This is a genomic window from Paenibacillus foliorum (genome assembly GCF_013141765.1).
In the GTDB taxonomy this organism is placed as follows: domain Bacteria; phylum Bacillota; class Bacilli; order Paenibacillales; family NBRC-103111; genus Paenibacillus_S; species Paenibacillus_S foliorum.
The window spans coordinates 107,817-133,469 of record NZ_WHOD01000087.1 but is presented as its reverse complement, the minus strand read 5'-3'; the positions used below and the strand labels follow the sequence as shown (position 1 = coordinate 133,469).

Genomic DNA, 25,653 nt, shown 5'->3' with positions numbered 1-25,653 from the left:
AACCCACTTCCAAAAAAGCAAAAAAAAATGAACCCGCCAGCTCTATAAGCGAGTTCATTCCACCTCTGAAGGACTAATTCATAAGTTGTTCCATTTCCTCCACAGCAAAATCTGCAAACGTTGATAGTACACTGTTGTATTCTGCCAGGTTATTAATAGGTATCCCACGGTACAATTGCTTAACAGTCTCATGAGGCAAACTACTCTCCAAATACTGTATATTGAGCTGGAAAAAGGTACGAATGACCTGCTTGTCCTCTGGTACCCCTTCAAAGAGAGACAAATTACCACCTGCGTCCAGACCGAAATATGCATTTTTTTTGCATTGAGGTGACAAATCTTCGATTTTTTCGTTAAAGATCACTTCACCAGCTTTATTCAATTTGACAGACAAATTTGGATGTTCCTTATGATATTGTAAAATTTGCTGCGCGTTCATCATACCCAACATTTGTATTTCTTCACCGCATACATATGTTTTTTGTGAATATGCACCTCGCTGCCCATTCATTTGCTTCATCACCGCACGCACTTCTTCCTCTGGTTGCTCCCCATCAATTTGATGAGTAAATACTTCTTCTGTTGCCCTCATGCCAATGGAATGGGAACTATCTTGTCTCAATAAAATAACAGCTATTGAACCAATCCCCACCAGTAATAATACTGCCGCCAAATTCAACCACCGACGCTTCCAACGCAGCTTTTTTTTCAATTTGCCCAGCAAGCTGAAAAGCATCTTCCGTATCCCCTTTTATATCAGATAGTATTCTTACTATTTTTCCCATGGATACGTAGGTTTATACCGAACTCATATTCACCTAACAAGGGAAATAGCAATTCACACTATCAACTACAACAAAAACCGGGAGCATTCACTCCCGGCATCCTACCCTACTCTAGTTACTTACACGTTAATCCAAGGCGATTGTTGAGATTTTCCTTTGGGGGAGCTGTTGCGGCGTTTTTTTTGCGTTAATCTTTTCACAGCAGCTTCAGTTGAAGGAATTGTTCTTTTGGAGCTTTTTGTATGATTTACCTTAGCTTTTTCCTCTTTTTGAGAAACTATTGTCGGGCTCTCCACTTGCTGTAGAGGCTGTATGTTTTCATTTGCTCGGTCATGACAGCCGCAATTGCATCCCTTGTTAACATTAGCCATTCCCAATGGAGACTCGTATGAAGGATAAGCTTGATTAGCATACGAAGGAAATCCCGGACCCGGAAAAGCATTTGTCATAGCAACTGCATCATAAGGCATCTGGAACCAAGGTGGTGCTTCCATCTCATGCATCATCATGTTCGGATAAGGAGTATGAGGAAAATGATGACCGGCATGGGCGAAAGCAGGGTGTTCGGCAATCGGAAACTCTGCATGAGGGCCATAAGGGTAGGGCATTGCCTGCTCATAAGATGGAAAAGCCGGTCCTCCACAACCGCAATCGTTGAAGTTTGGCTGCTGTGGGGGCATGAAATAGGCTGGCATAGTTGCTGCTTCCGGATAGGGGGTATAGGGCATGTTGTCTGCCGAAGGTAATTCATGAAAAGATGGCTGCTGATGTATATTCCACGACTCATAATCGAATGAAAAAACCTCAGTCGCAGGTACTTGAAATTGCTGGAACAAATCCTTATTTGACTCCTCCGGCATGTGAGCTTCCATTGTGAATTCCGGCATATACGGAAGCTGAGCTGCAGGCTTTTGTACTTCCATAATTGGCGCTATTTGCTCACTAGGCTTAGCTTCCATAATCGGCGCTATTTGCTCACTAGGCTTAGCTTCCATAATCGGCGCTATTTGCTCATTAGGCTTAGCTTCCATTATTGGTGCAACTGGCTTAGCTTCCATTTTTTCAGCTTCGTTACTTACCATCGGTTCATTGTTCTCAACCATATGCGCAGGCTCAGAAGGTGTAGGTATCGGAGGCTGGGCCTTAGGATTGTATGAATGTCCATGTTGATCATAATGATGCTGGTGCTGGTGATGTGGTTTTGACGGAGATTTCAGTTTCGGAATGTAGACGGCTTCTCCGGTCATTAATACATTAGGATTTTTTAGCTGTGGATTCGCCTCAATCATTTCCTGCAAAGGAACGTTCCAGGCTTTCCCTAGCTTCCACAGAGAGTCTCCCTGTACTACAATATGCTTATAGAGATAATCAGTCGGCGGGATAACCGGCTTTGGCGCATTTGGGATTTTCACCTTCATGCCCACTTCAATGACATTTGGATCGGCGATTTGAGGATTATTTGCGATTAACTTATCCAGTTCTACGTTATACTTGTTAGCTATATCGTAGAGAGTATCGCCTTTCTTTACCATATGAATCTTCACTGCATAACCTCCTTCGGTTTTTCGTAAGATACCCTCCGTCCACCTGAATCCAAGGCTTTCCAGAATGGCCTCTCGACAAACATACGCTTCGTTTGCATGGATATGGAATCACCACAATACTTCTGGTTCTGCCTTAGTAAATCGGCATCAGTATCCCTATCACATGCACCAAAACAAAATGACATTACAGTTTATGCAGGAAGGTGGGCATTTGACCATGAATTGAGAAAAAAATGCAAAAAGAACCTGCGTACCAGTACCTCGTACGCAGGTTCTTCCTGAAAATGGGAGCTTAATTATTCGTAAACCTTGACACCATCGATTTCAACTAACTTGCGGAACTCTTTCAGTAAATTCATTGTGATCGGACCTGCTTTGCCTTCGCCGATTGTTCTTGCATCAACCTCACGGACTGCAATAACCTCAGCTGCTGTTCCGGTGAAGAATACTTCATCCGCCACATAAACATCATGAAGCGTAAACGGCTCTTCTTTAACTTTATATCCAAGCTTATCACTGATTTCAATGATGGCTGCACGTGTGATGCCTTCCAATGCACCACAGTAGCATGGAGGGGTGAAAATAACACCTCTTTTAATAATAAAGATGTTATCTGATGAACCCTCAGCCACATACCCCTGAGAGTTCAACATAATCGCTTCGCCAACCCCAGCTAGATTTGCTTGAATTTTCACCAAAATATTGTTCAAATAGTTTAACGATTTGATCTTCGGATTTAACGCGTCCGGCACATTACGGCGCGTTGATACCGATACGGTTTTTAGCCCGTTGATATAAGCTTCTTCCGGATAAATCGACAACTGCTCTACAATAATAATGATATTCGCTTTGGGCGAACGACGTGGGTCCAAGCCCAGGTCACCAGGTCCACGTGACACCACAAGACGTATGTAGCCGTCGCGCAGCTCGTTGCGGCGGATAGTTTCGTTAAGCACTTCCTGCATTTCGCTTTGCTTTAATGGAATATCAAGCATGATCGATTTGGCTGAATCGTATAAGCGGTCTAAATGCTCCCTGGATTTAAAAATGTTGCCGTTATAAATCCGAATCCCTTCAAAAATCCCATCACCGTACAAAAATCCGTGATCATAGACAGAAATCTGTGCATCTTCCTTGCTCACGTACTTGCCGTTTAAGTAAATGACTTGTGCCATATAACTTATTACACCTCCGGATGTGTGGGTTCAAAAGAATAAGTGGGATAGCAGCCTAATATACGAACCTGACAACCAATCGCTTCAATTTCTTGAAGAGCTGCCGGGAGCAAAACAGAATCCATGGAAGCCTCAATATCAATAAAGAAATAATAAGTGCCTAACTTCTTTTTCGTAGGTCTTGACTCGATTTTGGATAAATTAATACGACGCCATGCAAAAGCTGACAGCATCTGATGCAGCGCCCCTGGATAATCATCCGGCAGAGTTACCAAAATAGTCGTCTTGATTGCAAGGGGCTGTCCTTTCAGTTGAATCGGCTCGTGGCCTATGAGAACAAACCTTGTATGATTATTTTGATGGTCCTGCACATCCTGCGCCCAAGTGTTCAATCCGTACAAGGCTCCAGCAGATAATGGCGACAGTGCGGCCACATCCGGCCGTCCCAATTCCTTTACAAGCCTAGCGGCTTCCCCATTGCTGCCTACCTGCTCCAGCTCAACATGCGGTAAATAACGCTGCAAAAACTGTCGGCACTGTGACATAGTAACGCTATGCGACACGACCTTGGACAAACTGCGGCAATCTGTCTCTAATGCTTCGCCCAGCGGCTGAATCCCATGAAGACTGATTGAGATAGGGTATACCCATTCCGCCTGCATAGGAACATCCACTTCATTGGCCAGCCAATCCAAATGCAATCTGACAGAGCCATCGAACGTATTTTCAATCGGAATGACGCTGTAATCGCTTTTACCGCTTACTGTCGACATAAATACATCGTCAATCAGGCTGCAGTTAACATACTCGAAAGCTTCTGTTCCTAGAAAATGATGTGCTGATTCTTCGGTGAATGTACCTGGTCCCAAAAGCGCGATTCGCTTCATCCTCGGACCTCTCCTTTGATGTTTTCGAATAATGTACACCTTTCATCAAAGTGTGTCAACACCTGAACGCCACTGCTCGCCGGCTTCAACCACAGCAGCGTTGCTTCGATCTGCTCGCCGCGAAGCGTGCCCTGCAGGAACTGCTCCAGCTCCGCCTTGCGGGAGCTGTCACGATCAACGAGTGCGAGCATCGTCGGCCCCGCGCCACTCAAGGCAACGCCGAGCGCGCCGTGCTCCGTCGCCTCGGCGAGAATCTTGCTGAGCCCTGGCACTAGCGGGGCTCGGTAAGGCTGATGCAGCGCATCTTTCATCGCGCGCGGGATCATGTCGAGCCGCCCGGTGCAAAGGGCGGCTACCAGCACGGATGAATGCCCGACGTTGTAAACGGCATTCGCCAAGCTCTGCTCGCGCGGCAGCACGTGCCGCGCTTTCTCCGTCGACAGCTGGAAGTGGGGTATCGCCACCAACACTTCCAGCCTGTCATCAGGCTCGACGCGGATATGCTCCGCGCGCTCGCCATCCCAGAAGGCGACGACAAGACCGCCATATAGCGATGCACCGACATTATCGGGGTGCTGCTCCAGCGCCGTCGCCATTTGAAACAGAGTGTCATCGGACAAAGGACTGCCGATGAGCGCATTGGCAGCGGCCAAACCACCTACGATGGCCGCCGCGCTGCTGCCAAGCCCCCTTGTCAGCGGGATATCGCTGTACATTGAGATTTCCAGCTCTGGAATCAGGACTCCTGCCTTTTCAAACACCATTTGAGCCACTTCGTAAATCAAATTCGATTTATCCGTCGGTATCCCTTTCATCTGATCGCCGATCAGATGAATCTTCGTTGCCGCAGCTTCGCTCATTTCTATCCATGCATATAAATCCAGTGCCATTCCAAGCGTATCAAATCCCGGTCCTAGATTCGCAGTACTTCCCGGCACTTTGACGCGTACTTTTCTACTGCCTATCTCCATCTTACGACTCCTTTAGCCCTGCAGCTTTTGAATGGCTTTCACAAATTATTATTTTAACCTTCCACTCGGTATACACTCTTGATGGCGTGAACTACGTCCATCGCTTCGAATTGATGTAACACTTTTTTCATTGAAGCTTGGTTCGCATCATGGGTAATGATGATAATTTCAGCATTTGGATTCAAAGAGTTCGGATGCTGCAGCACAGATTCCAAGCTCACCTCATGCTGAGCAAACACTTGTGTAATTTGTGCAAGCACGCCTGCTTTATCTGCTACATGAAGCAAAATGAAGTTTTTCGAAGCGATTTGCTCATCCGTCTTCAATTTCTTTTCCTTGTAAGGTGCAAATCCGCGCTGACCGTTAATACCCAGCTTCAGATTGCGTACTACCGCTACCAAGTCAGCTACAATCGAAGTTGCAGTAGGCATTTCACCTGCGCCTGGACCGTAGAACATAGTCTCGCCCACGGCTTCGCCGTATACATAAACTGCATTGTAAACACCATTCACGGATGCTAATGGATGAGAAGTTTTCACCATTGTAGGCTGTACGCTGATACTGATGTGCTCGTCATTACGCTCTGCGATGCCAAGCAGCTTCACTTCATAGCCCAAACGTTTGCCATAAGTGATATCCTCTTTCGTTACTTGACTAATGCCTTTAACTGTTACATCACTTAGAGATACGTTGGCGTGGAAGCCAAGTGTTCCAAGAATCGTCATTTTGCGCGCAGCATCAAAGCCCTCCACATCCGAAGTCGGATCAGACTCCGCATAGCCAAGCTGTTGGGCCTCCTTCAGCACGTCATCATAGGCAGCGCCCTCTTGACTCATTTTCGACAAAATATAGTTCGTTGTCCCATTTACGATTCCCATAATTTTAGTAATACGATCTGAAGAGAATCCTTCAACCAATGTGCGGATAATAGGAATTCCACCAGCTACACTAGCTTCATAGAAAACATCGCAGCCCTTTTCAGCAGCTTTAGCCAATATTTCCTGACCATGCAGCGCCATTAAATCTTTATTAGCCGTTACTATATGCTTGCCTCTGTCCAAAGCTTCCAGCATGTACTTTTTGGCCAGATCTATGCCGCCCATCACTTCCACAACGATATCTATTTCAGGATTTTCAATAACATCCCACGGATTCTCAGTCAGTACATCAGCAGAAACGGAAATGTTTCTCGCCTTGCTTTTATCCTGAACCAAAATTTTCGCAATTTCAATTGCAGCGCCCGTCTGACTGAGCAAATCCTGCTGATGACCTTCCACAATTCTTACTACACCCGTTCCAACAGTACCAAGTCCTAGTAATCCCACTCTTATAGGTTTCATATAGGTTCCCCCTCTAATTTTTACTATCCTTGACCGACCAATGTAGCTCTGCTTACACCGTCCTGATCATGCAAACGGTCCAGTAAGAAAGACACATTCTCACCCATTTGCGAAGTTTCCACAGAAATGACTACATTCGCCACACCTTGGAGCGGAATGGTTTGATGAATCGTCAGAACGTTCCCCTCGAGCCCAGCAATCATCGCTAACACTCTGGATAAAATGCCAGATCGGTGCTCCAGATCCATCGAGATAGTCACAATCCGCTCCCGGTCAAGCTTACTTAGTGGAAAAATACCTTCTTTATATTTGTAAAAGGCACTTCGACTCAATTCCACCTGTTCGACCGCTTCATGAATGGTTTTCACTTCACCACGGGCTAGCAGTTCCTTTGCATGGACAGTTTTAACCAGTGCTTCAGGCAAGATATCCTCCCGAACCAAATAGTAACGTTCATGACCATTAGGCTTGATCTCTGCTGCTTTTTTATCCAGCACTGTGACAGTCCTCTCTAGAAAGACGAATGTTTCTACCTAGTGGACATTATATCGAAAAGAATGCAATACGGCAATAGGCTATTTACAGGTCAGCACAGGTGTCATCAAATTTCCACAACTGTACGCTATCCAAGCCGAACTTATCCATGATACAGTTGGAAAAGAACACCGAGCATGGGCAGGAACCGTAAAACCGCTCTATACAGAAAAGGAGAGAATACGCTTGTTCCGAACACGCATGATCGCTACTGCAATGCTTTTTAACGGCAATGATTTGTTAATGATGAAAAGATCGCTTAGCCGCACTTTAAATCCTGGAATGTGGGCTGCTGTAGGCGGCCATATGGAACCAGAGGAGCTAAATGACCCCCGCACCACCTGTCTAAGAGAAATCTATGAGGAAACGGGTTTGAGTGAATCTGAAATTTCGGATTTGCGTTTGAGATATATCCTAATTCGTATCAATCAGCAGGAGGTACGTCAGCAGTTTATTTACTCTGGTCACACAACAAGAAGAGATGTTTTGCAAACCGATGAAGGCGTGCTCCATTGGATTCCTCGAGAGCAGGTGTTGCATCGCGAGATCCCCTTTATTTTTCACCGCTTGCTGGAACATTATTTACAGATCGGTCCCGCTCCCCATGTTTGGGTAGGAACAGCAGGATTTACCGATACAGCTAAACCCACCGTTCATTGGACTGCCTTGAGTGACCCAAACACCGTATAACTCATTCAGTTACCAACGTCCTGAGCGTCCTTGGCAATTACCTTCTCTATAATCTCTAAAAAACCGTAGGAATGAATCCCTACGGTTTTTGGATTGAAATTCATTCTGATTTCACACTTCCCCCACACTTCAGTTCAGTTTCCCTTGTTTGCGGGCTAATTCTAATTCGCCTGTCGCGGACGAAATTCGCTTTTATTGCTTAGCTCCCGCCATTTGTCCAGCATCTTCTGAGCTTCTTTACGCTGAAGCAGAGAACGTGCCAACTGGAAGCCCTCTTCATAGGATCCCACCTTATCAAACCAGTACAATCTCAGGCCTGCATTAAAAATAACATGCTCCCGTTCATTGCGCACCTCAGCAGAGTCGTCCCCGGCAATTACCTGGGCCAGCAGCCTTAACTGCTCCTCCTTCGTGCATTTTTCCAGTGGATCCCCACGAAAACCAAAGGTCGCAGGATCGATACTGTTAGATTCATCCCCCCATGCCGTAACCTTACGGATCAAGCTTATTTTATAAATCGGTAAATCCTCTGAGCCTTCGATCCCCTGTACAATGTATGCTGTATCAAAGCCGGATTTCGGAAGTAGCTGAATCAAATGATTCATTGCCGTTTTATGATTGACACCAATGATAATATTCTGTGAGTGAATCGGATTAATAACCTTTTCTACTGTATTAAAAAAAGTTCTCAGTCCCATCTGCTCACGTACGGAGCGAACACGCCCAAAAGGCGGACAAATCAGATCTGTCCAAATAAAGCCGATATTAAGGCTCAAAAAGATTTTCTCCCATTCCCTGGCTTCCAGCTCTACTTGTATACCTAATCCCTCAAGAAGCTCCTTTAAGGATAAGCCCAGCTTGGGAGGCAGAGATTCGCTGCCATGCAGCACCTGCGGAAAACCAACAGAAGCAATGACCAGACTGACAGGAATGGTTATAGGAAAATAGTGCCGCCCATCATATGGTCCAGCACAATTAAGAGAGTTTGAGAATGAACGGTAAGGTAATGAATATTTTCGAAAAACATCAATAAAGCCCATCATTTCTTCATCTGCTTCACCCTTCATCCGCATAGCCATTAAAAATGCCGCTGTTTGAGCATCCGTCGATTCTCCTCGGGCGATCGTGTGAGCTGCTGCTACCGCTTCATCATAGGTAAGGTTTCTCGAGCCTACTTTACCTGTACCTATCGTCTTGATCCATTGCTTCATGATGTACACCTCATTTCAAGTCTTTTTGAAACTCTATTTGCCTCAAAACCAACATAAACGTCAAATTCGCAAGCAGAAATACCCGCTTACGAATTGAACCCCACCGTTCAACATACCTTATGAAGGGTTGATCTGCACCGCGCATACTTTGAACTCCGGCATTTTGCAGGTCGGATCCAATGCCGGATTTGTCAAACGGTTGATGCATTGATCATTGCCCCAGTGAAATGCGACAAATACAGTGTCTGGTCTAATTTTTTGTGAGAATTTGACCTTGAGCCGAATGGTTCCCCGCTTGGAAGAAACCTTTGCGTGCCCTCCATTCACAAGCCCGATTTCACCTGCCGAATCCGGATGAATTTCCAGCAGCGGCTCAGGGTATTTCGAATTCAGCTCTGATGTATGCCGTGTTTGGACTCCAGATAAGTAGTGCTGCAGAACACGACCGGTAGTCAATAAATACGGATACTTTCGTGTTGCTACTTCCTTCGGGTTTTGATGCTCGATTGGAGTCAACTGCGCTCGACCATCCTCATGCTCAAATCGGTGCTCAAACATTCTTGGTGTTCCGGGATGCCCCTCCTCCGGGCACGGCCAGAACATGCCGTGCTGCTGCTCCAGCAACGAATAAGTCATCCCGTAGTAATCTGCCTTCCCACCCTTGGACGCCACCCTCAGCTCATTAAATATCTCTTCAGCCGATTGGTATTGGAAGTATTGACCTTTACCTAATACAGAAGCGATATCGCAAAGGATTCTCCAATCTAAGCGAGCTTTTCCGGGCAGTGGCCTCAATGCTCTACGAACTAAGACACGCCCTTCAAGCTGCGTCATAGTCCCTTCATCCTCCAAATAGGCGGAGCCAGGGAGTAGAATATTCGCCAAACGCGCTGTCTCGGATTCGAACAGATCTATAACCAACAGAAATTTCAATTTCTTCAAAGCTTTCTCTACCATATGGCTATTCGGGTTCGAAACAATTGGATTTGAACCAAGAATGATAAGTCCTTTGATCTCACCGCGGTCAATGGCTTCCATCATTTCATAGGCGGAAAGCCCTTTGCGCGGCAGCTCTTCTTCAGGAACTCCCCACACCTTGGCAATATACGCCCGATGCTCAGGATTCTCAATCAAACGGTAGCCTGGAAGCTGATCTGCTTTCTGACCGTGTTCCCGGCCCCCTTGACCATTAGCTTGGCCGGTAATAGCACCATAGCCACAGCCAGGTTTACCAATCTTGCCGGTAACCAGTACAAGATTAAGAAAGTTGCGGACATTGGCTACCCCACTTGCATGCTGCTCCACACCTCTTGCCGTAAAAATCATTCCGGTCTCGGCTTGACCGTACATCCGCGCCGCCTCTGTAATTTGCTGCGGGGAAACTCCTGTCAACGCAGACACTTCGGATAATGATACTTTATTAACATGCTCCACAAGCTCAGCGTAACCATTAGTCCTCTTCTCCAGAAAGTCAGGATCGGTGTACCCTTCATCCAATATAACCTTAAGCATCCCATTAACTAGAGCGGCATCGTATCCTGGCTTCACCTTAAGATGCAGGTCTGCAATCGAACAGGTCGCTGTTTCTCTAGGATCTATAACAATGATCTTACACCCCTCCTGCCGCGCCTTCCGGAAATACTGCATAATCGTAGGCTGACATTCGGCTATGTTGGTTCCTGCTAAAATAATGCATTTAGCCAACGGCACTTCAGTCAAAGGGTTCGAAAGCCCACGGTCAATTCCAAAGGTCAGGTTCGAGGCTCCTGCTGCTGCCGACATACAGAAACGACCATTGTAATCGATGTACTTGGTTTGCAATGCAATTCTCGCAAATTTACCAAGAACATAACATTCCTCATTTGTTAAGGAACCACCACCATAGACTCCTATGGAGTCGTTCCCATACTTCCCTTGGAGAGTTTGCAATTGAATTCGAATTTCCTCTAGCGCCGCTTCCCACGAAACCTTCATCAGCTTGCCTTTTTCACGAATCATAGGATACTTCAACCGACCCTCGTCAACAGCATGAACATGGGCGTTTAACCCTTTTACACAAAGCCTGCCGTCAGTCACTGGATCCTCTTTGTTCGCTGATACTGAGTACCTGCTGACCATGATGGACTTTTCTTCATGCAAATTCATTGTGCACTGCACACTACAATATGGACATTCTGTTTGGGTCGTTATTTCTCGCCTAGTCATTGCAGCCTGTTGCTTCTGAAAATGCTTAAGAAATTCGTTCATCTTTACTCACACACCTTATTTCTGCCTAATTAAATCTGGAGCAGCTTTATTAGTAATTGACTCCGGAACCAGATGCTGCCCAAGCTTTTCTCCAACCCCGAGTAACCACGTAGAATACTAGAGTCATAACCAGTACTATCGATGCAATAACTATAAAACCAGTTACATGAGATCCTGTTGCTTGCTTTAAAGGACCCAGAATATTATTCGGGAGAAAAAATCCGCCAAATCCGCCAACCGCGCCTACAATTCCTGTTACAAGCCCAATTTCTTTTGGAAAACGCTGAGGCACAAGCTGGAATATCGAACCATTCCCCATCCCTAAGCATGCCATCATCACACTTGTAATTAGTAACATAATCATAAAGGAGCTAGGCATCGTTGACACGAGAAACGCACAAATGGTAACAACTGAATATAAGACCAGCATAAAGCGCATACCGCCAATTTTATCTGCAATATATCCTCCAATTGGTCTAAACAAGCTCCCAGCGATAACCGTGATCGTAACCAGATAACCAATTTGAACTCTACTTAAGCCATCGGCAACCGTTTTGTCACCATAGACATCATAAAAGAAAATACTGAAATAATTAGAGAAACCAACAAACCCACCAAAGGTTATGGCATAAAAAGCGCTAAACCACCACGTATCTATATTTTTAAAAGCTGACATGTAATCCTTAAAATTTTTAGGAGCTGGTTGATTGGGACTATCCTTCGCCATAAAGACATATACGATTAAGACCAGTAGCAATGGAATAATACATAGACCAAAAACATTGTGCCACCCCATAGTAGCTGCCAATTGAGGTCCAAAGAAAGTCGCTAAGGCAGTACCGCTATTTCCTGCGCCTGCTATCCCCATTGCTAGACCTTGATATTGAGGCGGATACCAGCGGCTGGCGAGTGAGAGTGATACAGCGAAGCTTGCACCAGCAATACCTAGCAAGAAGCCGAGTGCTTGAACTTGACTTAAACTTGTTCCTCCGAGCCAACCCCAAGCCAGTGGAATAATAGTCAGAATCATTCCGATAATTCCTGCTTTCCTAGAGCCAATCCGATCCGCTAACACCCCCATAGGAATACGGAAGATCGATCCCCCTAAGGTGGGAATTGCAACCATCGTCGCTTTCTGAGTGTCTGTTAGTCCGAAGTCCTTAGTAATATAAAGCGATAAGGCTCCACACAAGACCCATATCATAAAACTAACATCAAAATAGAGAAAAGCTGACAACAAACTTGGAAAATGACCGGATTTCTTGAAACTTTTCATATCCATAAGCTATGACCTCCAACAATTCATTGTTTTACGTTTAATTCGAGTCAGGTTTCATGACATAAATATAATATACAATCGAAATCCGAAAAGTACAATGCTTTTTTTATAGAAAGTTCACGTTTTTTCCAATTTTTCTTTATATCATTCTTGTTTATTAACTAACGATCATTCATTAACGAACATTAGCAGAAAATAAAGTAAGAATTGTTCGCAAATTAATGACTTTTACAAAAAACAAGAGCACAAACCTCACATCATTATGACGTGGAGTAAGCGCTCCTTAATTTCTTATTCAGCTATGAATTATTCTCTTTCGACAAATTCAAATTCGAAATCACCAATTCGAACCGTTTGTCCATCCTTAGCGCCACGGTCACGTAAAGCTTGATCAATACCTTTTTTACGCAAAATGCGAGCAAAACGCGTTATAGATTCTTGAGTGCTGAAATTAGTCCGCTTGATAAGCTTCTCAATGCTAGGGCTTTCGACCACAAAATCTTCATTATCACGACGTATAATGTAATCCTCATCGTCTTTGGCTTCTAGCTTATACACTTTACGCTCGGACAGATCTACTAAATCCTCCACCAACGGCATCTCCGGAATTGTCACCAGCAGATCTGCTACTTTGTACAACAACTCCTGAACCCCGTCCTTAGTTACCGCAGATATCGGCTTAATCAGCACTTCTGGATTAATTTCCGCCAATCGGCTCGCAAATGCAGCCAGGTTCTCCTCCGCATCAGGCATATCCATTTTATTGGCAGCAACAATTTGCGGACGACCCTCTAACTTAGCATTATAAAGCTTAAGCTCATCATTGATCTTCAGCCAATCATCAAAAGGATCGCGCCCTTCGGTTCCCGCCATATCAATAACGTGGACAATAATCCGTGTACGCTCGACATGTCGCAGGAACTCATGGCCAAGCCCAACTCCTTGATGAGCCCCTTCGATCAACCCTGGCAAATCCGCCATAACAAAGCTGCGGCCATCCCCAACATCTACGACACCCAAATTAGGTGTTAGCGTTGTAAAATGGTATGCGCCAATCTTAGGCTGCGCCGCAGATACGACAGACAGCAATGTTGACTTTCCAACACTCGGAAATCCAACCAAGCCCACATCCGCCATCACTTTAAGCTCCAGCACAAGCCACCGCTCCACGCCTTCTTCACCATTCTCAGCAACTTCCGGAGCTGGATTGTTCGCTGTCGCAAATCGGGTATTACCGCGTCCTCCGCGGCCCCCTTTGGCCACAACCACTTCTTGCCCATGGCGTGTCAAATCAGCCAAAATCTCTTGAGTGTCATCATCGATAACTACCGTTCCAGGCGGCACCTTAACAATCATATCTTCAGCATTAGCGCCATGCTGGCTCTTATTGCGTCCTTTTATTCCGCGATCAGCCTTAAAATGCTTTTGATAGCGAAAATCAATCAATGTCCGCAACCCTTCTTCCACCCGAAATATTACGTCGCCTCCGTTGCCGCCGTCGCCGCCCCCTGGCCCGCCTTCAGGAACATACTTCTCCCTGCGGAATGCAACTAGGCCATCGCCGCCGTCGCCGCCCTTAACATATATTTTTGCTTTATCCAGAAACATAAAATCACCTCTTATTTGCTTATGTACAGAATGGTACTTCTATATACATAGCCGCATGCCGTTCATCTAGCAGCTGAATGTCCCATTTTACCGTTTGAATTGATTCAAACATTACTCTCTCCAGTTCAGCAGCCAGAACATCAGCCCCTATCAAACCTTGATACTGCAATTCAATTAGTAACAAATTTGATTTTTCAGTAAATTTAACTACAAGATCATGTAGCCCAAGCCCATCCCCATTAAAGACGGAACATCTTTTAAACACCTGAATCAAGTCCATCAGCAGCCGACCCACACCTTGCGAGTCCAATGGCAGTTCATTCAAATGAACTTCCCGTTCCATTTCGATCTCCAACAATAAATCTTTGACCTCTGCTTGAAAGGACAAAAGATAAACAATCAATTCTGCATTTCCTAACTTAGAAATATAACTTTCCTGCTGAACCTTATTTTTTATTTTCTCCATAAGGTCCTCTAATTTATCATACTTTTTTAATTTCACATATCCAAACAACAATTGAATTTCATTCATCCAATCGTGACGATAATGGTTAAATAGGTGGATTAATCGGAGATTGGGATCAACTCCTGCATCTTCGCTATCCAATGCATGTTCTAAGCTGCGTTGCTTCCCTGTTACTTCTTCATTCTTAGTCCGATTTGACTTCATGCGCACCTCTCCAATCCGTATAACCTGATTCTAACCATATAATCATTTGAATGTAAATATGCTTTTTTCCCGCTCCCACAACCTCCGAATACATGAAAAAACCCCAGCGATCCTGGATCGCCGGGGTTATCGTCGATGATGGTATTACACTTCTACAGCTGCAGCTACAGGAGCTACAACAACTGGGTAGACGCTAACCTTTTTGCGATCGCGACCCAAACGCTCAAACTTCACAACGCCTTCAATCTTTGCAAACAACGTATCATCGGAACCGATGCCCACGTTATTGCCCGGATGAATTTTCGTACCGCGTTGACGTACCAAAATGCTTCCTGCTGTAACTTGTTGGCCGTCTGCACGCTTCGCGCCAAGACGTTTACCAATGCTGTCACGACCATTCCTAGTGGAACCTACACCCTTCTTGGATGCGAACAACTGAAGATTTAATTGTAGCATGGATGTCTACCTCCTTCACTTAGTGTTTGTCTTGCAATGCTATATATGCACCATACGATTGTTCAATCGATTGCAGCATGACGATCATAGATTCCAACAGCAACTGCACCTTAGCTTTCAACTCTGCATCAAGGTTATCGGCAACCTGCACATGGAGTAATCCATGCTCGGTAACGACTTGTAATTCAAGTCCCAAAAGAGCCTCAACAGCGTTGACAGTACCTACAGTAACTGCCGAAACACCGGCGCAAACAATGTCTTTGCCGGATTCGTCATACAATGCATGACCTTTCACCCGAAATGACTCAATACAGCCATCCGGTTTACGCTTAACAGTAACCCTAATCATACCTTATATCCTTAAGCCTGGATTTTTTCAATCACAACTTTAGTGTAAGGCTGACGGTGACCTTGCTTACGACGGTAGTTCTTTTTGGCTTTGTATTTGTAAACGATGATTTTCTCACCTTTACCATGCTTTTCCACTTTCGCGGAAACAGCAGCGCCGGATACCAATGGAGCTCCCAAAACTAAACCGGACTCTTTGGATACAGCCAATACTTTGTCAAAAGTTACAGCATCGCCTTCACCTGCATTCAGTTTCTCGATGTAAAGTACATCGCCTTCCTGAACTTTGTATTGTTTACCACCTGTTTCAATAATAGCGTACATTCATAGCACCTCCTCATGTCTCAGACTCGCCTAAAGCCAGGTGACCCGTCCCACTAAGGAACGCGTTCTTAAACCCGCTTCGCGCGGTTACAGCATGTCAAAAGCAACACACCTGAATATTTTATCATAATTGATAAATCATTGCAATGCCTATTTAGACCAAACCCAACCTGTTCCTTCACAAACTTTACAACGAATCACATGCAGCTTCTGCTTGCCGTCTTTTACCTTTTTTCGTGTTAGTTCAACAAGTCCCAACCGGGTCCAGCCGGCTATAGCATTCTTGGTACGGTCTTTTTTTGTTTCTTCTAAAAGTGTTTCAAGTACATGCTTCCGGTTAGACTCTGACTCCATGTCAATGAAATCGATCACGATCAAGCCGCCAATATCCCGGAGCCTTAATAACCTGGCAATGTCCTTTGCTGCCATTAGATTAGTGTCATATGCAGTCTGCTCTAAATCAATACTTCCTGTGTATTTGCCTGTGTTCACATCAAAGACAGTTAATGCTTCTGTATAGTCGACAATCAGGTACCCCCCGTTGTCCAACCATATTTTACGTTTAAAACCACTCTGAAGCTGCTGATCAACTTGATACACAGAAAACAGGGAGCCTGCTCTGGTGTCAAACTGACGAACCCTGTCTCGCAGCAAAGGGGCTGACCATCCGACCATCGCGGCTATAGAGCCGAAGGCTTCCTTGTCATCCACCCAAAGCTCATTTACATCTTCACGAAAACCATCGCGAATCCATCTTGTAAGCAATCCAAAGTCCGTATATACCTTACGGGGAGCTTTACCCGGCTGCTTCACAAGTTGTTGTACCACTGTCCAACGTCGTCTTAATTCTTCCAGATCAGCTGCAAGCAGTTGCTCCGCAACTCCTTCTGCTGCTGTTCTAGCTATAAATCCTTCTCCTTGAAGAAGCTGGCTTTCGGCTGCCTGCTTTAATCTCGTCCGCTCCGCTTCATTCTCGATTTTACGGGAAACCCCTATATAATCGGCCTCCGGCATATACACTCCCCATCTTCCTGGAATGGAATGATGCGTCGTTACTCGTGCACCTTTGGTTCCGACTGGCTCCTTTACAACTTGAACCAGTAAGGTTTGTCCTACTTGCACTAAATCCGTAATGGCCGGTTTCTGCTTAGGATGCTTATCTAGATGAGCAGGTAAAATATCGTCAATATATAAAAATGCGTTTTTTTCCAATCCAATATCTAAAAATGCCGCTTGCATCCCCTGCAAGACCGTCATTACGCGTCCCAAATACATGTTTCCTGCCAATTGCTCGATTCCGCGTGATTCGCTGTCATACTCGACAAGCTTACCGTTTTCCAATACAGCCACTTCTATTTGCTCTTGTCCGCATTGAACCAGGATTCGCTTCATATTTTCCACCTCGGACTCCATTTTACATGAAAAGCTCGGAAATCGCACATCCCCGCTTGGATTCATTAAAATAGGAATGCAGCAAAGGTTGTTCAGGGAGCACCGTACGTATAATTCCACGCTCATCCATCACGTAAACAAGATGATACTTTTCCCGAATTAACAAACGTACAACATCCGTAACCTTTATACGTTCATTAACAACAATAGGTTGCGCCAATGTCCCCTGATTAATCAAACGTGTCAAAACAAATTCTCGATTGATGAGAAATCTCATAAAGTGATACGATAATCCTTTATAAGAATACCAGTTCGAATACAGCAGAAATAAGCCGATAATGAGTAAATTCATCTGTATGCTTCCACGGAGCAGCTGCAGTACGGAAGCTGCGACAAGTATTGCACTGAGGATAAGGCTCACTATACAGCTAAATAAGATTACCCTATGATAAGGCAGCCACATGCTTAAGCAGGACTGCATGATTTTTCCACCATCCAATGGAAGAATAGGCATTAGATTAAATAGAGCGATAAATAGATTCGCCTGAATAAAGTACGCAGCCCACTCTCCAGATATAAGCCCACACCACTGCAAAGCAAGGGCGGCAATCATCATCCAGACATTTTGCAGCGGCCCCCATAGTGAAACTACAATTTCCTGCCATGCGGGAACACTTCCCTGCTCTTCTACAACGACAACTCCTCCGAATGGAAGAAGCTGCACCTCCTTGACACGCCAGCCAAAGCTTTTGGCCGCCATAACATGGCCTATCTCATGAACAAATACAATAGCGAACAAGGTTGCCGTTTCAATAAAATATCCTGCCAGTACTGAAAGCAGGATAACAATAGAGAATAAAGGATGAAATCTGTAATAGGTACCAAACCATAGGTTCCAATTAGTCAAAGTTGACCACATCCGCGGGATTTATGAATTTATTATCTTTGGAAACAGCGAAGTATAAATACCCCGATGGTTTAGAGCTATTTTTCGACACTGTTCCGATGGTCTCCCCCCCTTTTATCCAATCATTAAGCCCCACCCTACCATGTTCGACCCATCCATAGACAGATTGCATTCCATTCGTATGACGAATAATGACGGTAAAACCAGTGTCTTCCTTACTTCCCGCATATACCACTAATCCTGTATCTATAGCCGCTACTATAGCTTCTGCTTTCGTTTCCAGTGTGACTCCTAATCTGCTTGACTCGAACGGAGCTATTACTTTACCCTTTACTGGCACAAAATAATGCTTAGAATCAGCTGTTACCTTCTGCGCCTCCTCCTGCTTAACCGGATTGAGGGCAGGTAATAGTGTCGGCGTACCACCAAGCTGACGTTCATACCACATAGCAACAGGCTGAAAATCAAAGGGTTCACTCAAAGCTGAGGTTATAAAGGCCTTCCCTTTGTTCGCCCAAGGATGATTGATTTGAAACATCCCCCAGACCGCGCCAAACAATATGCAGCTAATAAGTAATTTAGTGCGGATTCCACCTCGTGTGGGCATGAATCTGATACCGCCACTGTCATGGAAATTATAATCTTGTTGACGATTATTCATATCCCGGTTGACTTTCTGCTTCCACACATACTCAGGATCGTTCCAACGGCTTAAATCATGCATGGATGAGCCATTAAAATCCTCAACCCCACTATCTCGGCGGACATTCACATTAGGGAGAGGTACACGTTGAAAGGTGTTGGGGTATTCGGGAGGATTGTAAGGAGTGTTAGATTCTGATTCTTGCAGCTGCCGAATGCGTTCCATGCGGCGCTGACGTACTTTATCTCTTGTTTCCATGTCGGGCTCCTCCTTAGAGTTTCGCTCCAAGCGAAACTAGCATCATATGCATCTTTTGAGTGTCGCTTGGGGCGAAACTATTATCATAAGTCGGCCTTGTCCGTATTTTTAGTAGCGTTAGGTTAGGACAGGTAGGGCTTGTATATTCCATCCTATGTTTATAGATTAGTGAATATAACAATGAGCTTTATTCATGAGCAAGAATAACAAAAAAGCACTCCGAGGAGTGCTCTCATTCATTGCTATTGTTAGTTCCAACTGCAATCAGCTTTTTGCTAATATATCGGATTCTTTTCCTGATGTACACGGATGCTCATAACCAGTCCAATACTCATCATATTGATTAACAGCGACGTTCCTCCGTAACTAATAAAGGGCAGTGTAATCCCAGTCAGCGGCATAATACCGATTAGCATACCGACATTTTCAAAAATTTGAAATACAAACATGGAAACAACACCAATAATAATATACGATCCTGCCTTGTCATTGCATTGAATGGAAATAAGAATCATCCGGTAAATCAACACAAAATAAAGCAACAGCAAGACCGAAGAACCAACAAATCCGAATTCCTCCGCCAACACTACAAATATGGAGTCCGAATAAGCATAGGGTATAAAGTTACGGTGTACCGACGTCCCCTTCAAATAACTCTCTCCAGTTAGCCCACCGGAACCAATGGCTTTAATGGAATTGTCAACTTGGAACTTTTGATCCTTGGTAGCCGCCTCCGGGTTAACAAACGTATCAATTCGGGCCACCCAGTGGGATTTACCTTTTTCCGTAAAATAAGACTTGATGGGTTCATGATAGTGAGTGAACAAATACATAAACAAGGCAAGAGCTGCGACAGCTAATAACAAACCGATCAAAAAATGCAAATATTTAACATTACCAATCCACAGCATACCTATTAAAATGACTATAAAAATAATAGCATTTCCTAAATCCGGTTGGATAAGAACTAGAATAAATGGAATAAGCACAATTACTCCTACCGGAAGAACATCCGTCAGAAATGTTAAGGATTCCCCCTGCTTTCTCGCCAAAAAGGCAGCAAGAGCAATGATCAGCACTAGCTTCATAAGCTCTGCCGGTTGGAAATCCAACCCTCCAGGTAGTGGAAACCAGCTTTTTGCACCATTCTTCTCCAAACCAAACTTGTAAACGGCAGCAAGTAAGGCTAACCCCGTTATATAAAAATAGGGGGATACCTTGACCAACACCCTATAATCAACAAAGGTCACTCCTATAAAAGCAAGAATTGAAATGATATATATAGTAATTGTTTTTTTCAGATCAAAATCAATGTTTGGGTCATCCAGTGTTGCACTGTAAACAAGCAGGGTGCTAATTACCAAAAAGGCTATCAAAATGGCGACAATTAGAAGATCAATATTTTTGAATTTATGCAGCAAAGCCAGATCATCCTATCCCGATAAACTTCTTCAATTTACGAAGCATGCCCGGCTTCTCATCCAACGGCATCAAAGGTACATTATCACCAAGCATCCGTCGTGCGATATTGCGATACGCAATAGCTGCCCGAGAGTTTGGATTCATGACCGTCGGTTCTCCGATGTTCGCTGCCTTTATTACATATTCATCATCCGGAACGATGCCAAGCAAATCAATTGCCAGAACCGAGCATATTTCATCAATATCAAGCATGTCGCCGTTCTTCACCATATTGGCCCTGATGCGGTTAATGATAAGCTTCGGAGAACGAATACCCGCTCCTTCCAGAAGACCGATAATTCGATCGGCGTCGCGTACTGCGGCATTTTCTGGAGTCGTTACTACGATTGCTTTATCCGCACCTGCTACTGCATTTTTGAAGCCTTGCTCGATACCTGCCGGACAATCAATAATTACGAATTCAAAATCCTTTTTCAGGTCCAGAATGATCTCACGAACCGCATCTGGAGAGATTGCGTCCTTGTCTTTTGTCTGTGCGGCTGGCAGCATATACAGCTCATCAAAGCGTTTGTCTTTAACCAATGCCTGAGGCAATCTACAGCGGCCTTCGGCCACATCAATTAAGTCATAAATAATCCGGTTTTCCAGACCCATAACAACATCCAAATTACGCAATCCGATATCTGTATCCACCATACAAACCTTTTTACCCTGAAGCGCCAATGCTGTCCCGATATTTGCTGAAGTGGTTGTTTTACCCACTCCGCCTTTTCCCGAGGTGATAACAATTGCCTCTCCCATCGTGCTCAACTCCTTCGCATTACTGCATCAAGTCTAATTTATGCAAATGGTGAATCTTATCTATTTCCATTTTACCATTTTTTATATAAGCAAATTCCATAAATGCCTCGTTGATCCCCCACTCATCTGGAGGACGACTAATAATCGAAGCAATCCTTAGCTGTGTGGGTCTTAGATGTGAAGCAGCGATAACCGCCGTTTCGTCCCCATCAACCCCTGCATGCGCCATTCCGCGTAAAGAACCCATCACATAAATGCTGCCAGAGCTAATAATCTCCCCACCTGGATTGACATCGCCCAGAAATAAGATATTACCTTCTTTTAACATCGTTTGCCCTGATCGAACCATGCCTTTGACTAGCCTAATATCCGTCATGCTCGCAACAAGCGCCGAGGGGGCTGCCGCTAACGATTCGATGGATTGGATCAGCAGATTCCCTTTTTGTCCGATGATATCACGAATCAAATCTTTTTCCTCATCCGAAATAAGACGGGATCCCAGCTTTACATAGACGTGAATTATCGGACCCGTTAAAATCTTTTGATGAGTCTTCTCCAGCTTGTGCTTCAATTCTTGTATGACTTCTGCAAACTCACAGGTATCATCCAATAAAAATACAAGACCGTCTTTGACTCCTTTTATCATCACATGATGCTTTACCGCCGTCATACACGTTCCAACCCCCCAGCCTATACAATTCGGCTTTTTTACGCTTATTTCCTGCACAACCCATGAAAATTATTCATCTGTCGCGGACTTACTGTTCTGCATGCTCTCAAACAGCTTCCTTACCGGAACATACACAAGCAAAGCGAACAGAAGATTGATCAGCATACTGGGTAGCATTTGATGGAAAAAAGCCCACTGGAGATCTAAATGCGTAATTTGAAACAACCGGTAAAGTCCATAAATAATGCACTCAAAAAACAGATTGCCTAACGCTATAACCAGCATGCTCACAACAATACTCGAATAAAGACGTCGATGAGTCAATCCAGCCAAATAACCGGTCAAGCCCATTGCAAACGAAACAGGACCAAGCATAGGTGAATAGTACAACATATCCTGTAAAAATCCGAAAATAAGTCCGTACATTAACGCGGTATGGCGATTAACAAATAACCCAATATAAAGAACAATAACCATAATGAAATGGGGAGCTACATAAACTTTGGACTGCCAAACACTTGGAATCATCCACTGCAGCAATGTACCTTCCAAAATAAACAGAACGCCAAGAATCAACCACAGCCAATTGCGCATCACATCCTCACCCCTGCTCCGGAACGATAACTACAAAGACTTCACGGAGATGGTCGAACGAAGCAAAAGGCTCTATAACCGCTTCGTGGGATATACCGAAATTACCAGGATCTCTGGAAATGACTTTACCGATTTCAATTCCTCTCGGGAAAACCTGCCCCAAACCGGAAGTTATTACGACATCACCAACCTCCATCTTATCATTGGGGTCAATTTTGGTCATAATCAGCTTCTGCTTCTCCTTACTGTAGCTTTCTAGCATGCCGAACGTTTCGTTCTCTCTACCTTTGACTGTTACCGAAATCGCCTTTGATTCATTGTTTGTATCATCTATGCCCTTCAACAGCTGAACATTGGAATAGAACGATGAAACCTGCTTAACACGCCCCACCAAACCTTCAACAGACATGACAGCCATATTCGGCTTAATGCCATCTTTCTCTCCAAGGTTGATACGAACGGTGTTATTCAGCAAATCAGGATTTAGAGCTACAACCTCGGCTATCCGGAATGTGTACTGGCCTGCCTGCTTTTGGCGCTCGGTGAAGCCCAGTGCTTCCTTCAATCGCTTGTTTTGCTGTTCCAAATCATTTAGCTTAGTTGTATCTCTTGCATACTTAGTCAGAGTCTGTTTCAATACCTTATTTTCTTCAAAAATGACATGCAATTTCCCAATATCCTCAAAGAAACCCGCTATGTAGCCAGCGGGCTTATAAAATAATCCTTGTGTCCAGGAAACCGTATCTGTTATAAATTTTTCAGGCCATGTCATTCGTTCACGCTTCCCGAGCGTCAAGCCCATAAGAGCAATGAAGCAAATGAAGCCGAGCAGCAATATGAGCAGCCTCTTGTTTCCAAATAATTTCAATGCAACCACCTTCTAACCTTACCTCTTAGATTTAGCGTCTTGATTTACTAGCTGGTCCCGATTTCATTCTAAATAAATGGATGTTCTCAAGCGCTCGCCCTGTACCGATTGCTACGCAATCAAGCGGATTCTCGGCAACAAGCACCGGCATCCCCGTTTCGCGTGAGAGCAGCTTGTCCAAATTACGAAGCAACCCTCCACCGCCTGTGAGCACAATGCCACGGTCCATAATATCAGCAGACAGCTCGGGAGGACATTTCTCCAAAGTAACCTTGACAGCCTCAACGATACTGCTAACGGTATCCGATAATGCATCCGTAATTTCATCCGAGGTTATGGACATCGTCTTAGGCAGACCGCTTACTAAATCACGGCCGCGGATTTCATAACGTACTGGTGTTTCCATCTGTAAAGCAGAACCAATTTCCATCTTGATCTGCTCGGATGTACGTTCACCTATCATTAAATTGTATGTACGTTTGATATATTGAGTAATAGCTTCATCCATTTCGTCTCCCGCTACGCGAATCGATCGGCTTGTAACAATTCCGCCTAACGAGATAACGGCCACTTCTGTCGTCCCGCCCCCGATGTCGACAACCATACTTCCTGTCGGTTCCCATACAGGTAAATCAGCGCCAATCGCTGCCGCAAACGGCTCTTCAATCGTAAATGCATCACGTGCTCCTGCTTGCCGCGTCGCATCTTCCACCGCACGTTTCTCAACAGCAGTAATACCGGATGGGACGCAAACCATTACACTCGGATGGCGTTGAAATAACCAGCGTTGCTTTTGAGCTTGGCGAATAAAATATTTGATCATTGTCGAAGTCGTGTCGAAATCAGCAATGACTCCATCCTTCATAGGACGAATTGCGCGGATATTGCCGGGAGTTCGGCCTATCATTTTTTTTGCGGCTTCCCCAACGGCTTCTATAGTTTTCGTATCGGTACGGATCGCCACAACAGATGGTTCTCTGACCACGATGCCTTTTCCTTTTACATACACTAATGTGTTCGCAGTACCTAGGTCAATTCCCAGATCTTTTGTAAACCCACCTAACATGATTGGTACTCCCTTCCTTATGGCTCTATATACATCATCGAACTATTTGTGTGCGTTTGTTTGAATAAGGAAGTTCACGAGCACCCTATAAGGGAGAGTTTAAAAAGCCCGCTTTCAGAACCGATAAGTACGTTCAAGTTTTCGTAGAAAACTCATTTCGTAAGCAGCCGAGGAATGAGGAACGGAGCTACAAGCTTCTTTTGCCGTTCAAAGAGGACTTTTTAAACACTGTCTATAACGGATTATGAACTTGGTTCCTTATGTTCTATTATATTACATCAAACCTTGCTCCTTCAAACTGACGAACCTCTGATCGCCTATCACGATATGATCGAGCACATCGATACCGACGATATCACCGGCTTCTACAAGCCGTTGTGTCATCTGAATGTCTTCGGGGCTAGGGGTCGGATCGCCGCTAGGGTGGTTATGCACGCAAATAATCGAAGCACTGCTTCGTTTAATCGCCGCTCGGAACACTTCCCTAGGATGGACAATTGAAGCGTTCAAGCTGCCCATAGAGAGCGTCTCCTGACCAATGACGTGATTTTTGGTATTTAAAAACAAGCAAACAAAATGCTCTTTCTGCAAATAACGCAGCTCTTCCATAAGCAAATCTGCAGCATCTTTAGGTGACCTGACCGTTACAGTATCCTTCATGGCGGTACGCGCTAGACGGCGTCCCAGCTCAATGCCGGCTTGAACTTGCAAGCCTTTGGCTTTGCCAATTCCTTTGATCTCGGTCAGTTGCTCCAAGCTCATATCAACCAGACTGCGCAATCCACCGGATTGACTTAGCATACGCTGCGCCAAATGGACCGCTGATTCCTGGTAAGTTCCGGTCCGTAGCAAAATTGCTAACAGCTCCGCGTTGCTTAATGCTTGAGCCCCATACTGCATCATGCGTTCTCTTGGACGTTCGTCGTTTGGGACATCGCGCAATGTCAAATTGCTCGATTCCAT

26 protein-coding genes and 1 other annotated feature are annotated in these 25,653 nt (G+C 44.8%); of the genes, 1 reads left to right on the top strand and 25 read right to left on the bottom strand.

All coding sequences use genetic code 11. From position 1 onward, the window contains the following. Positions 1 to 73: 73 nt before the first annotated feature. From GC093_RS23105 to thrR, 7 genes are all read right to left on the bottom strand, one after another. The gene (locus GC093_RS23105) at positions 74 to 736 is read right to left on the bottom strand and encodes a BofC C-terminal domain-containing protein (protein WP_171654269.1); all 663 of its coding nucleotides are present in this window, start codon (positions 734 to 736) and stop codon (positions 74 to 76) included. A gap of 168 nt (positions 737 to 904) precedes the next feature. Beyond that, positions 905 to 2,329, bottom strand: a complete 1,425-nt coding sequence (locus GC093_RS23100) for a LysM peptidoglycan-binding domain-containing protein (protein ID WP_171654268.1) — start codon at positions 2,327 to 2,329, stop codon at positions 905 to 907. 296 nt (positions 2,330 to 2,625) lie between these two features. After that, the gene (ilvE, locus tag GC093_RS23095; protein ID WP_171654267.1) at positions 2,626 to 3,504 is read right to left on the bottom strand and encodes a branched-chain-amino-acid transaminase; all 879 of its coding nucleotides are present in this window, start codon (positions 3,502 to 3,504) and stop codon (positions 2,626 to 2,628) included. A gap of 8 nt (positions 3,505 to 3,512) precedes the next feature. Then, positions 3,513 to 4,391, bottom strand: a complete 879-nt coding sequence (gene pheA / locus GC093_RS23090) for a prephenate dehydratase (RefSeq protein WP_171654266.1) — start codon at positions 4,389 to 4,391, stop codon at positions 3,513 to 3,515. Beyond that, positions 4,388 to 5,362: a homoserine kinase gene (gene thrB, locus GC093_RS23085; RefSeq protein ID WP_171654265.1), complete on the bottom strand. Its 975-nt coding sequence runs from the start codon at positions 5,360 to 5,362 to the stop codon at positions 4,388 to 4,390. The genes pheA and thrB overlap by 4 nt, the downstream gene beginning before the upstream one ends. Before the next feature lie 53 nt (positions 5,363 to 5,415). After that, positions 5,416 to 6,702 carry a homoserine dehydrogenase gene (locus GC093_RS23080; RefSeq protein WP_171654264.1) on the bottom strand — a complete coding sequence of 429 codons (1,287 nt, stop codon included), beginning with the start codon at positions 6,700 to 6,702 and terminating at the stop codon, positions 5,416 to 5,418. Positions 6,703 to 6,725: 23 nt separating this feature from the next. Next, complete coding sequence (gene thrR / locus GC093_RS23075; protein WP_171654263.1) at positions 6,726 to 7,199, bottom strand: transcriptional regulator ThrR; 474 nt, start codon at positions 7,197 to 7,199, stop codon at positions 6,726 to 6,728. Positions 7,200 to 7,422: 223 nt separating this feature from the next. Between thrR and GC093_RS23070 the strand changes: the two genes are divergently transcribed. Continuing rightward, complete coding sequence (locus GC093_RS23070) at positions 7,423 to 7,926, top strand: NUDIX domain-containing protein (RefSeq protein WP_171654262.1); 504 nt, start codon at positions 7,423 to 7,425, stop codon at positions 7,924 to 7,926. A 161-nt stretch (positions 7,927 to 8,087) separates the two neighbouring features. On the opposite strand, the gene GC093_RS23065 is transcribed toward GC093_RS23070, so the two are convergent. The 18 genes from GC093_RS23065 to radC all read right to left on the bottom strand — a co-directional run bounded on the left by GC093_RS23065 (position 8,088) and on the right by radC (position 25,653). Beyond that, entirely contained in the window at positions 8,088 to 9,137 is a 1,050-nt protein-coding gene (locus GC093_RS23065; RefSeq protein WP_171654261.1) for an anthranilate phosphoribosyltransferase, read from the bottom strand. A 117-nt stretch (positions 9,138 to 9,254) separates the two neighbouring features. Further along, entirely contained in the window at positions 9,255 to 11,384 is a 2,130-nt protein-coding gene (gene nasC, locus GC093_RS23060; RefSeq protein WP_171654260.1) for an assimilatory nitrate reductase catalytic subunit NasC, read from the bottom strand. Positions 11,385 to 11,433: 49 nt separating this feature from the next. Further along, positions 11,434 to 12,666 carry an MFS transporter gene (locus GC093_RS23055; RefSeq protein ID WP_171654259.1) on the bottom strand — a complete coding sequence of 411 codons (1,233 nt, stop codon included), beginning with the start codon at positions 12,664 to 12,666 and terminating at the stop codon, positions 11,434 to 11,436. A gap of 303 nt (positions 12,667 to 12,969) precedes the next feature. Beyond that, the gene (obgE, locus tag GC093_RS23050; protein ID WP_171654258.1) at positions 12,970 to 14,271 is read right to left on the bottom strand and encodes a GTPase ObgE; all 1,302 of its coding nucleotides are present in this window, start codon (positions 14,269 to 14,271) and stop codon (positions 12,970 to 12,972) included. 19 nt (positions 14,272 to 14,290) lie between these two features. After that, positions 14,291 to 14,941 carry a Spo0B domain-containing protein gene (locus tag GC093_RS23045; protein ID WP_171654257.1) on the bottom strand — a complete coding sequence of 217 codons (651 nt, stop codon included), beginning with the start codon at positions 14,939 to 14,941 and terminating at the stop codon, positions 14,291 to 14,293. Between the two features lie 144 nt (positions 14,942 to 15,085). Beyond that, positions 15,086 to 15,397, bottom strand: coding sequence for a 50S ribosomal protein L27 (gene rpmA, locus GC093_RS23040; RefSeq protein WP_171654256.1), 312 nt, complete (start codon positions 15,395 to 15,397; stop codon positions 15,086 to 15,088). A 19-nt stretch (positions 15,398 to 15,416) separates the two neighbouring features. Beyond that, the gene (locus GC093_RS23035) at positions 15,417 to 15,746 is read right to left on the bottom strand and encodes a ribosomal-processing cysteine protease Prp (RefSeq protein WP_171654255.1); all 330 of its coding nucleotides are present in this window, start codon (positions 15,744 to 15,746) and stop codon (positions 15,417 to 15,419) included. A gap of 11 nt (positions 15,747 to 15,757) precedes the next feature. After that, a complete protein-coding gene (gene rplU, locus GC093_RS23030; RefSeq protein WP_171654254.1) occupies positions 15,758 to 16,069 on the bottom strand; it encodes a 50S ribosomal protein L21 in 312 nt (103 codons plus the stop codon). Positions 16,070 to 16,081: 12 nt separating this feature from the next. Continuing rightward, positions 16,082 to 16,168 (bottom strand) — a sequence feature (ribosomal protein L21 leader region). Between the two features lie 51 nt (positions 16,169 to 16,219). Then, positions 16,220 to 17,461, bottom strand: a complete 1,242-nt coding sequence (locus GC093_RS23025) for an Rne/Rng family ribonuclease (RefSeq protein WP_171654253.1) — start codon at positions 17,459 to 17,461, stop codon at positions 16,220 to 16,222. A gap of 22 nt (positions 17,462 to 17,483) precedes the next feature. Further along, a complete protein-coding gene (locus GC093_RS23020) occupies positions 17,484 to 18,368 on the bottom strand; it encodes a M50 family metallopeptidase (protein WP_246315107.1) in 885 nt (294 codons plus the stop codon). Beyond that, positions 18,361 to 19,269 (bottom strand): peptidoglycan DD-metalloendopeptidase family protein, encoded by a 909-nt coding sequence (locus tag GC093_RS23015; RefSeq protein ID WP_171654251.1) that lies wholly within the window; start codon positions 19,267 to 19,269, stop codon positions 18,361 to 18,363. The genes GC093_RS23020 and GC093_RS23015 overlap by 8 nt, the downstream gene beginning before the upstream one ends. A 275-nt stretch (positions 19,270 to 19,544) precedes the next feature. Continuing rightward, positions 19,545 to 20,690: an FtsW/RodA/SpoVE family cell cycle protein gene (locus tag GC093_RS23010; RefSeq protein WP_171654250.1), complete on the bottom strand. Its 1,146-nt coding sequence runs from the start codon at positions 20,688 to 20,690 to the stop codon at positions 19,545 to 19,547. 7 nt (positions 20,691 to 20,697) lie between these two features. Next, entirely contained in the window at positions 20,698 to 21,492 is a 795-nt protein-coding gene (minD, locus tag GC093_RS23005; protein ID WP_171654249.1) for a septum site-determining protein MinD, read from the bottom strand. Positions 21,493 to 21,511: 19 nt separating this feature from the next. Further along, the gene (gene minC, locus GC093_RS23000; protein WP_171654248.1) at positions 21,512 to 22,162 is read right to left on the bottom strand and encodes a septum site-determining protein MinC; all 651 of its coding nucleotides are present in this window, start codon (positions 22,160 to 22,162) and stop codon (positions 21,512 to 21,514) included. A 69-nt stretch (positions 22,163 to 22,231) separates the two neighbouring features. Further along, positions 22,232 to 22,756, bottom strand: a complete 525-nt coding sequence (gene mreD, locus GC093_RS22995; protein ID WP_171654247.1) for a rod shape-determining protein MreD — start codon at positions 22,754 to 22,756, stop codon at positions 22,232 to 22,234. 7 nt (positions 22,757 to 22,763) lie between these two features. Beyond that, positions 22,764 to 23,624 (bottom strand): rod shape-determining protein MreC, encoded by an 861-nt coding sequence (gene mreC, locus GC093_RS22990; RefSeq protein WP_171654246.1) that lies wholly within the window; start codon positions 23,622 to 23,624, stop codon positions 22,764 to 22,766. Positions 23,625 to 23,655: 31 nt separating this feature from the next. Then, on the bottom strand, positions 23,656 to 24,690 hold the full coding sequence (locus tag GC093_RS22985; protein ID WP_171654245.1) for a rod shape-determining protein: 1,035 nt from the start codon (positions 24,688 to 24,690) through the stop codon (positions 23,656 to 23,658). A 273-nt stretch (positions 24,691 to 24,963) separates the two neighbouring features. Further along, positions 24,964 to 25,653, bottom strand: a complete 690-nt coding sequence (gene radC / locus GC093_RS22980; protein ID WP_171654244.1) for a RadC family protein — start codon at positions 25,651 to 25,653, stop codon at positions 24,964 to 24,966.

Coding starts and splice junctions, on each gene's coding strand:
- GC093_RS23105 (WP_171654269.1), bottom strand. CDS start 736: ATGCTTTTCAGCTTGCTGGGCAAATTGAAAAAAAAGCTGCGTTGGAAG.
- ilvE (WP_171654267.1), bottom strand. CDS start 3,504: ATGGCACAAGTCATTTACTTAAACGGCAAGTACGTGAGCAAGGAAGAT.
- pheA (WP_171654266.1), bottom strand. CDS start 4,391: ATGAAGCGAATCGCGCTTTTGGGACCAGGTACATTCACCGAAGAATCA.
- thrB (WP_171654265.1), bottom strand. CDS start 5,362: ATGGAGATAGGCAGTAGAAAAGTACGCGTCAAAGTGCCGGGAAGTACT.
- GC093_RS23080 (WP_171654264.1), bottom strand. CDS start 6,702: ATGAAACCTATAAGAGTGGGATTACTAGGACTTGGTACTGTTGGAACG.
- GC093_RS23065 (WP_171654261.1), bottom strand. CDS start 9,137: ATGAAGCAATGGATCAAGACGATAGGTACAGGTAAAGTAGGCTCGAGA.
- nasC (WP_171654260.1), bottom strand. CDS start 11,384: ATGAACGAATTTCTTAAGCATTTTCAGAAGCAACAGGCTGCAATGACT.
- GC093_RS23055 (WP_171654259.1), bottom strand. CDS start 12,666: ATGGATATGAAAAGTTTCAAGAAATCCGGTCATTTTCCAAGTTTGTTG.
- obgE (WP_171654258.1), bottom strand. CDS start 14,271: ATGTTTCTGGATAAAGCAAAAATATATGTTAAGGGCGGCGACGGCGGC.
- GC093_RS23045 (WP_171654257.1), bottom strand. CDS start 14,941: ATGAAGTCAAATCGGACTAAGAATGAAGAAGTAACAGGGAAGCAACGC.
- rpmA (WP_171654256.1), bottom strand. CDS start 15,397: ATGCTACAATTAAATCTTCAGTTGTTCGCATCCAAGAAGGGTGTAGGT.
- GC093_RS23035 (WP_171654255.1), bottom strand. CDS start 15,746: ATGATTAGGGTTACTGTTAAGCGTAAACCGGATGGCTGTATTGAGTCA.
- rplU (WP_171654254.1), bottom strand. CDS start 16,069: ATGTACGCTATTATTGAAACAGGTGGTAAACAATACAAAGTTCAGGAA.
- GC093_RS23025 (WP_171654253.1), bottom strand. CDS start 17,461: ATGAAGCGAATCCTGGTTCAATGCGGACAAGAGCAAATAGAAGTGGCT.
- GC093_RS23015 (WP_171654251.1), bottom strand. CDS start 19,269: ATGGAAACAAGAGATAAAGTACGTCAGCGCCGCATGGAACGCATTCGG.
- minD (WP_171654249.1), bottom strand. CDS start 21,492: ATGGGAGAGGCAATTGTTATCACCTCGGGAAAAGGCGGAGTGGGTAAA.
- minC (WP_171654248.1), bottom strand. CDS start 22,162: ATGACGGCGGTAAAGCATCATGTGATGATAAAAGGAGTCAAAGACGGT.
- mreD (WP_171654247.1), bottom strand. CDS start 22,756: ATGCGCAATTGGCTGTGGTTGATTCTTGGCGTTCTGTTTATTTTGGAA.
- GC093_RS22985 (WP_171654245.1), bottom strand. CDS start 24,690: ATGTTAGGTGGGTTTACAAAAGATCTGGGAATTGACCTAGGTACTGCG.
- radC (WP_171654244.1), bottom strand. CDS start 25,653: ATGGAATCGAGCAATTTGACATTGCGCGATGTCCCAAACGACGAACGT.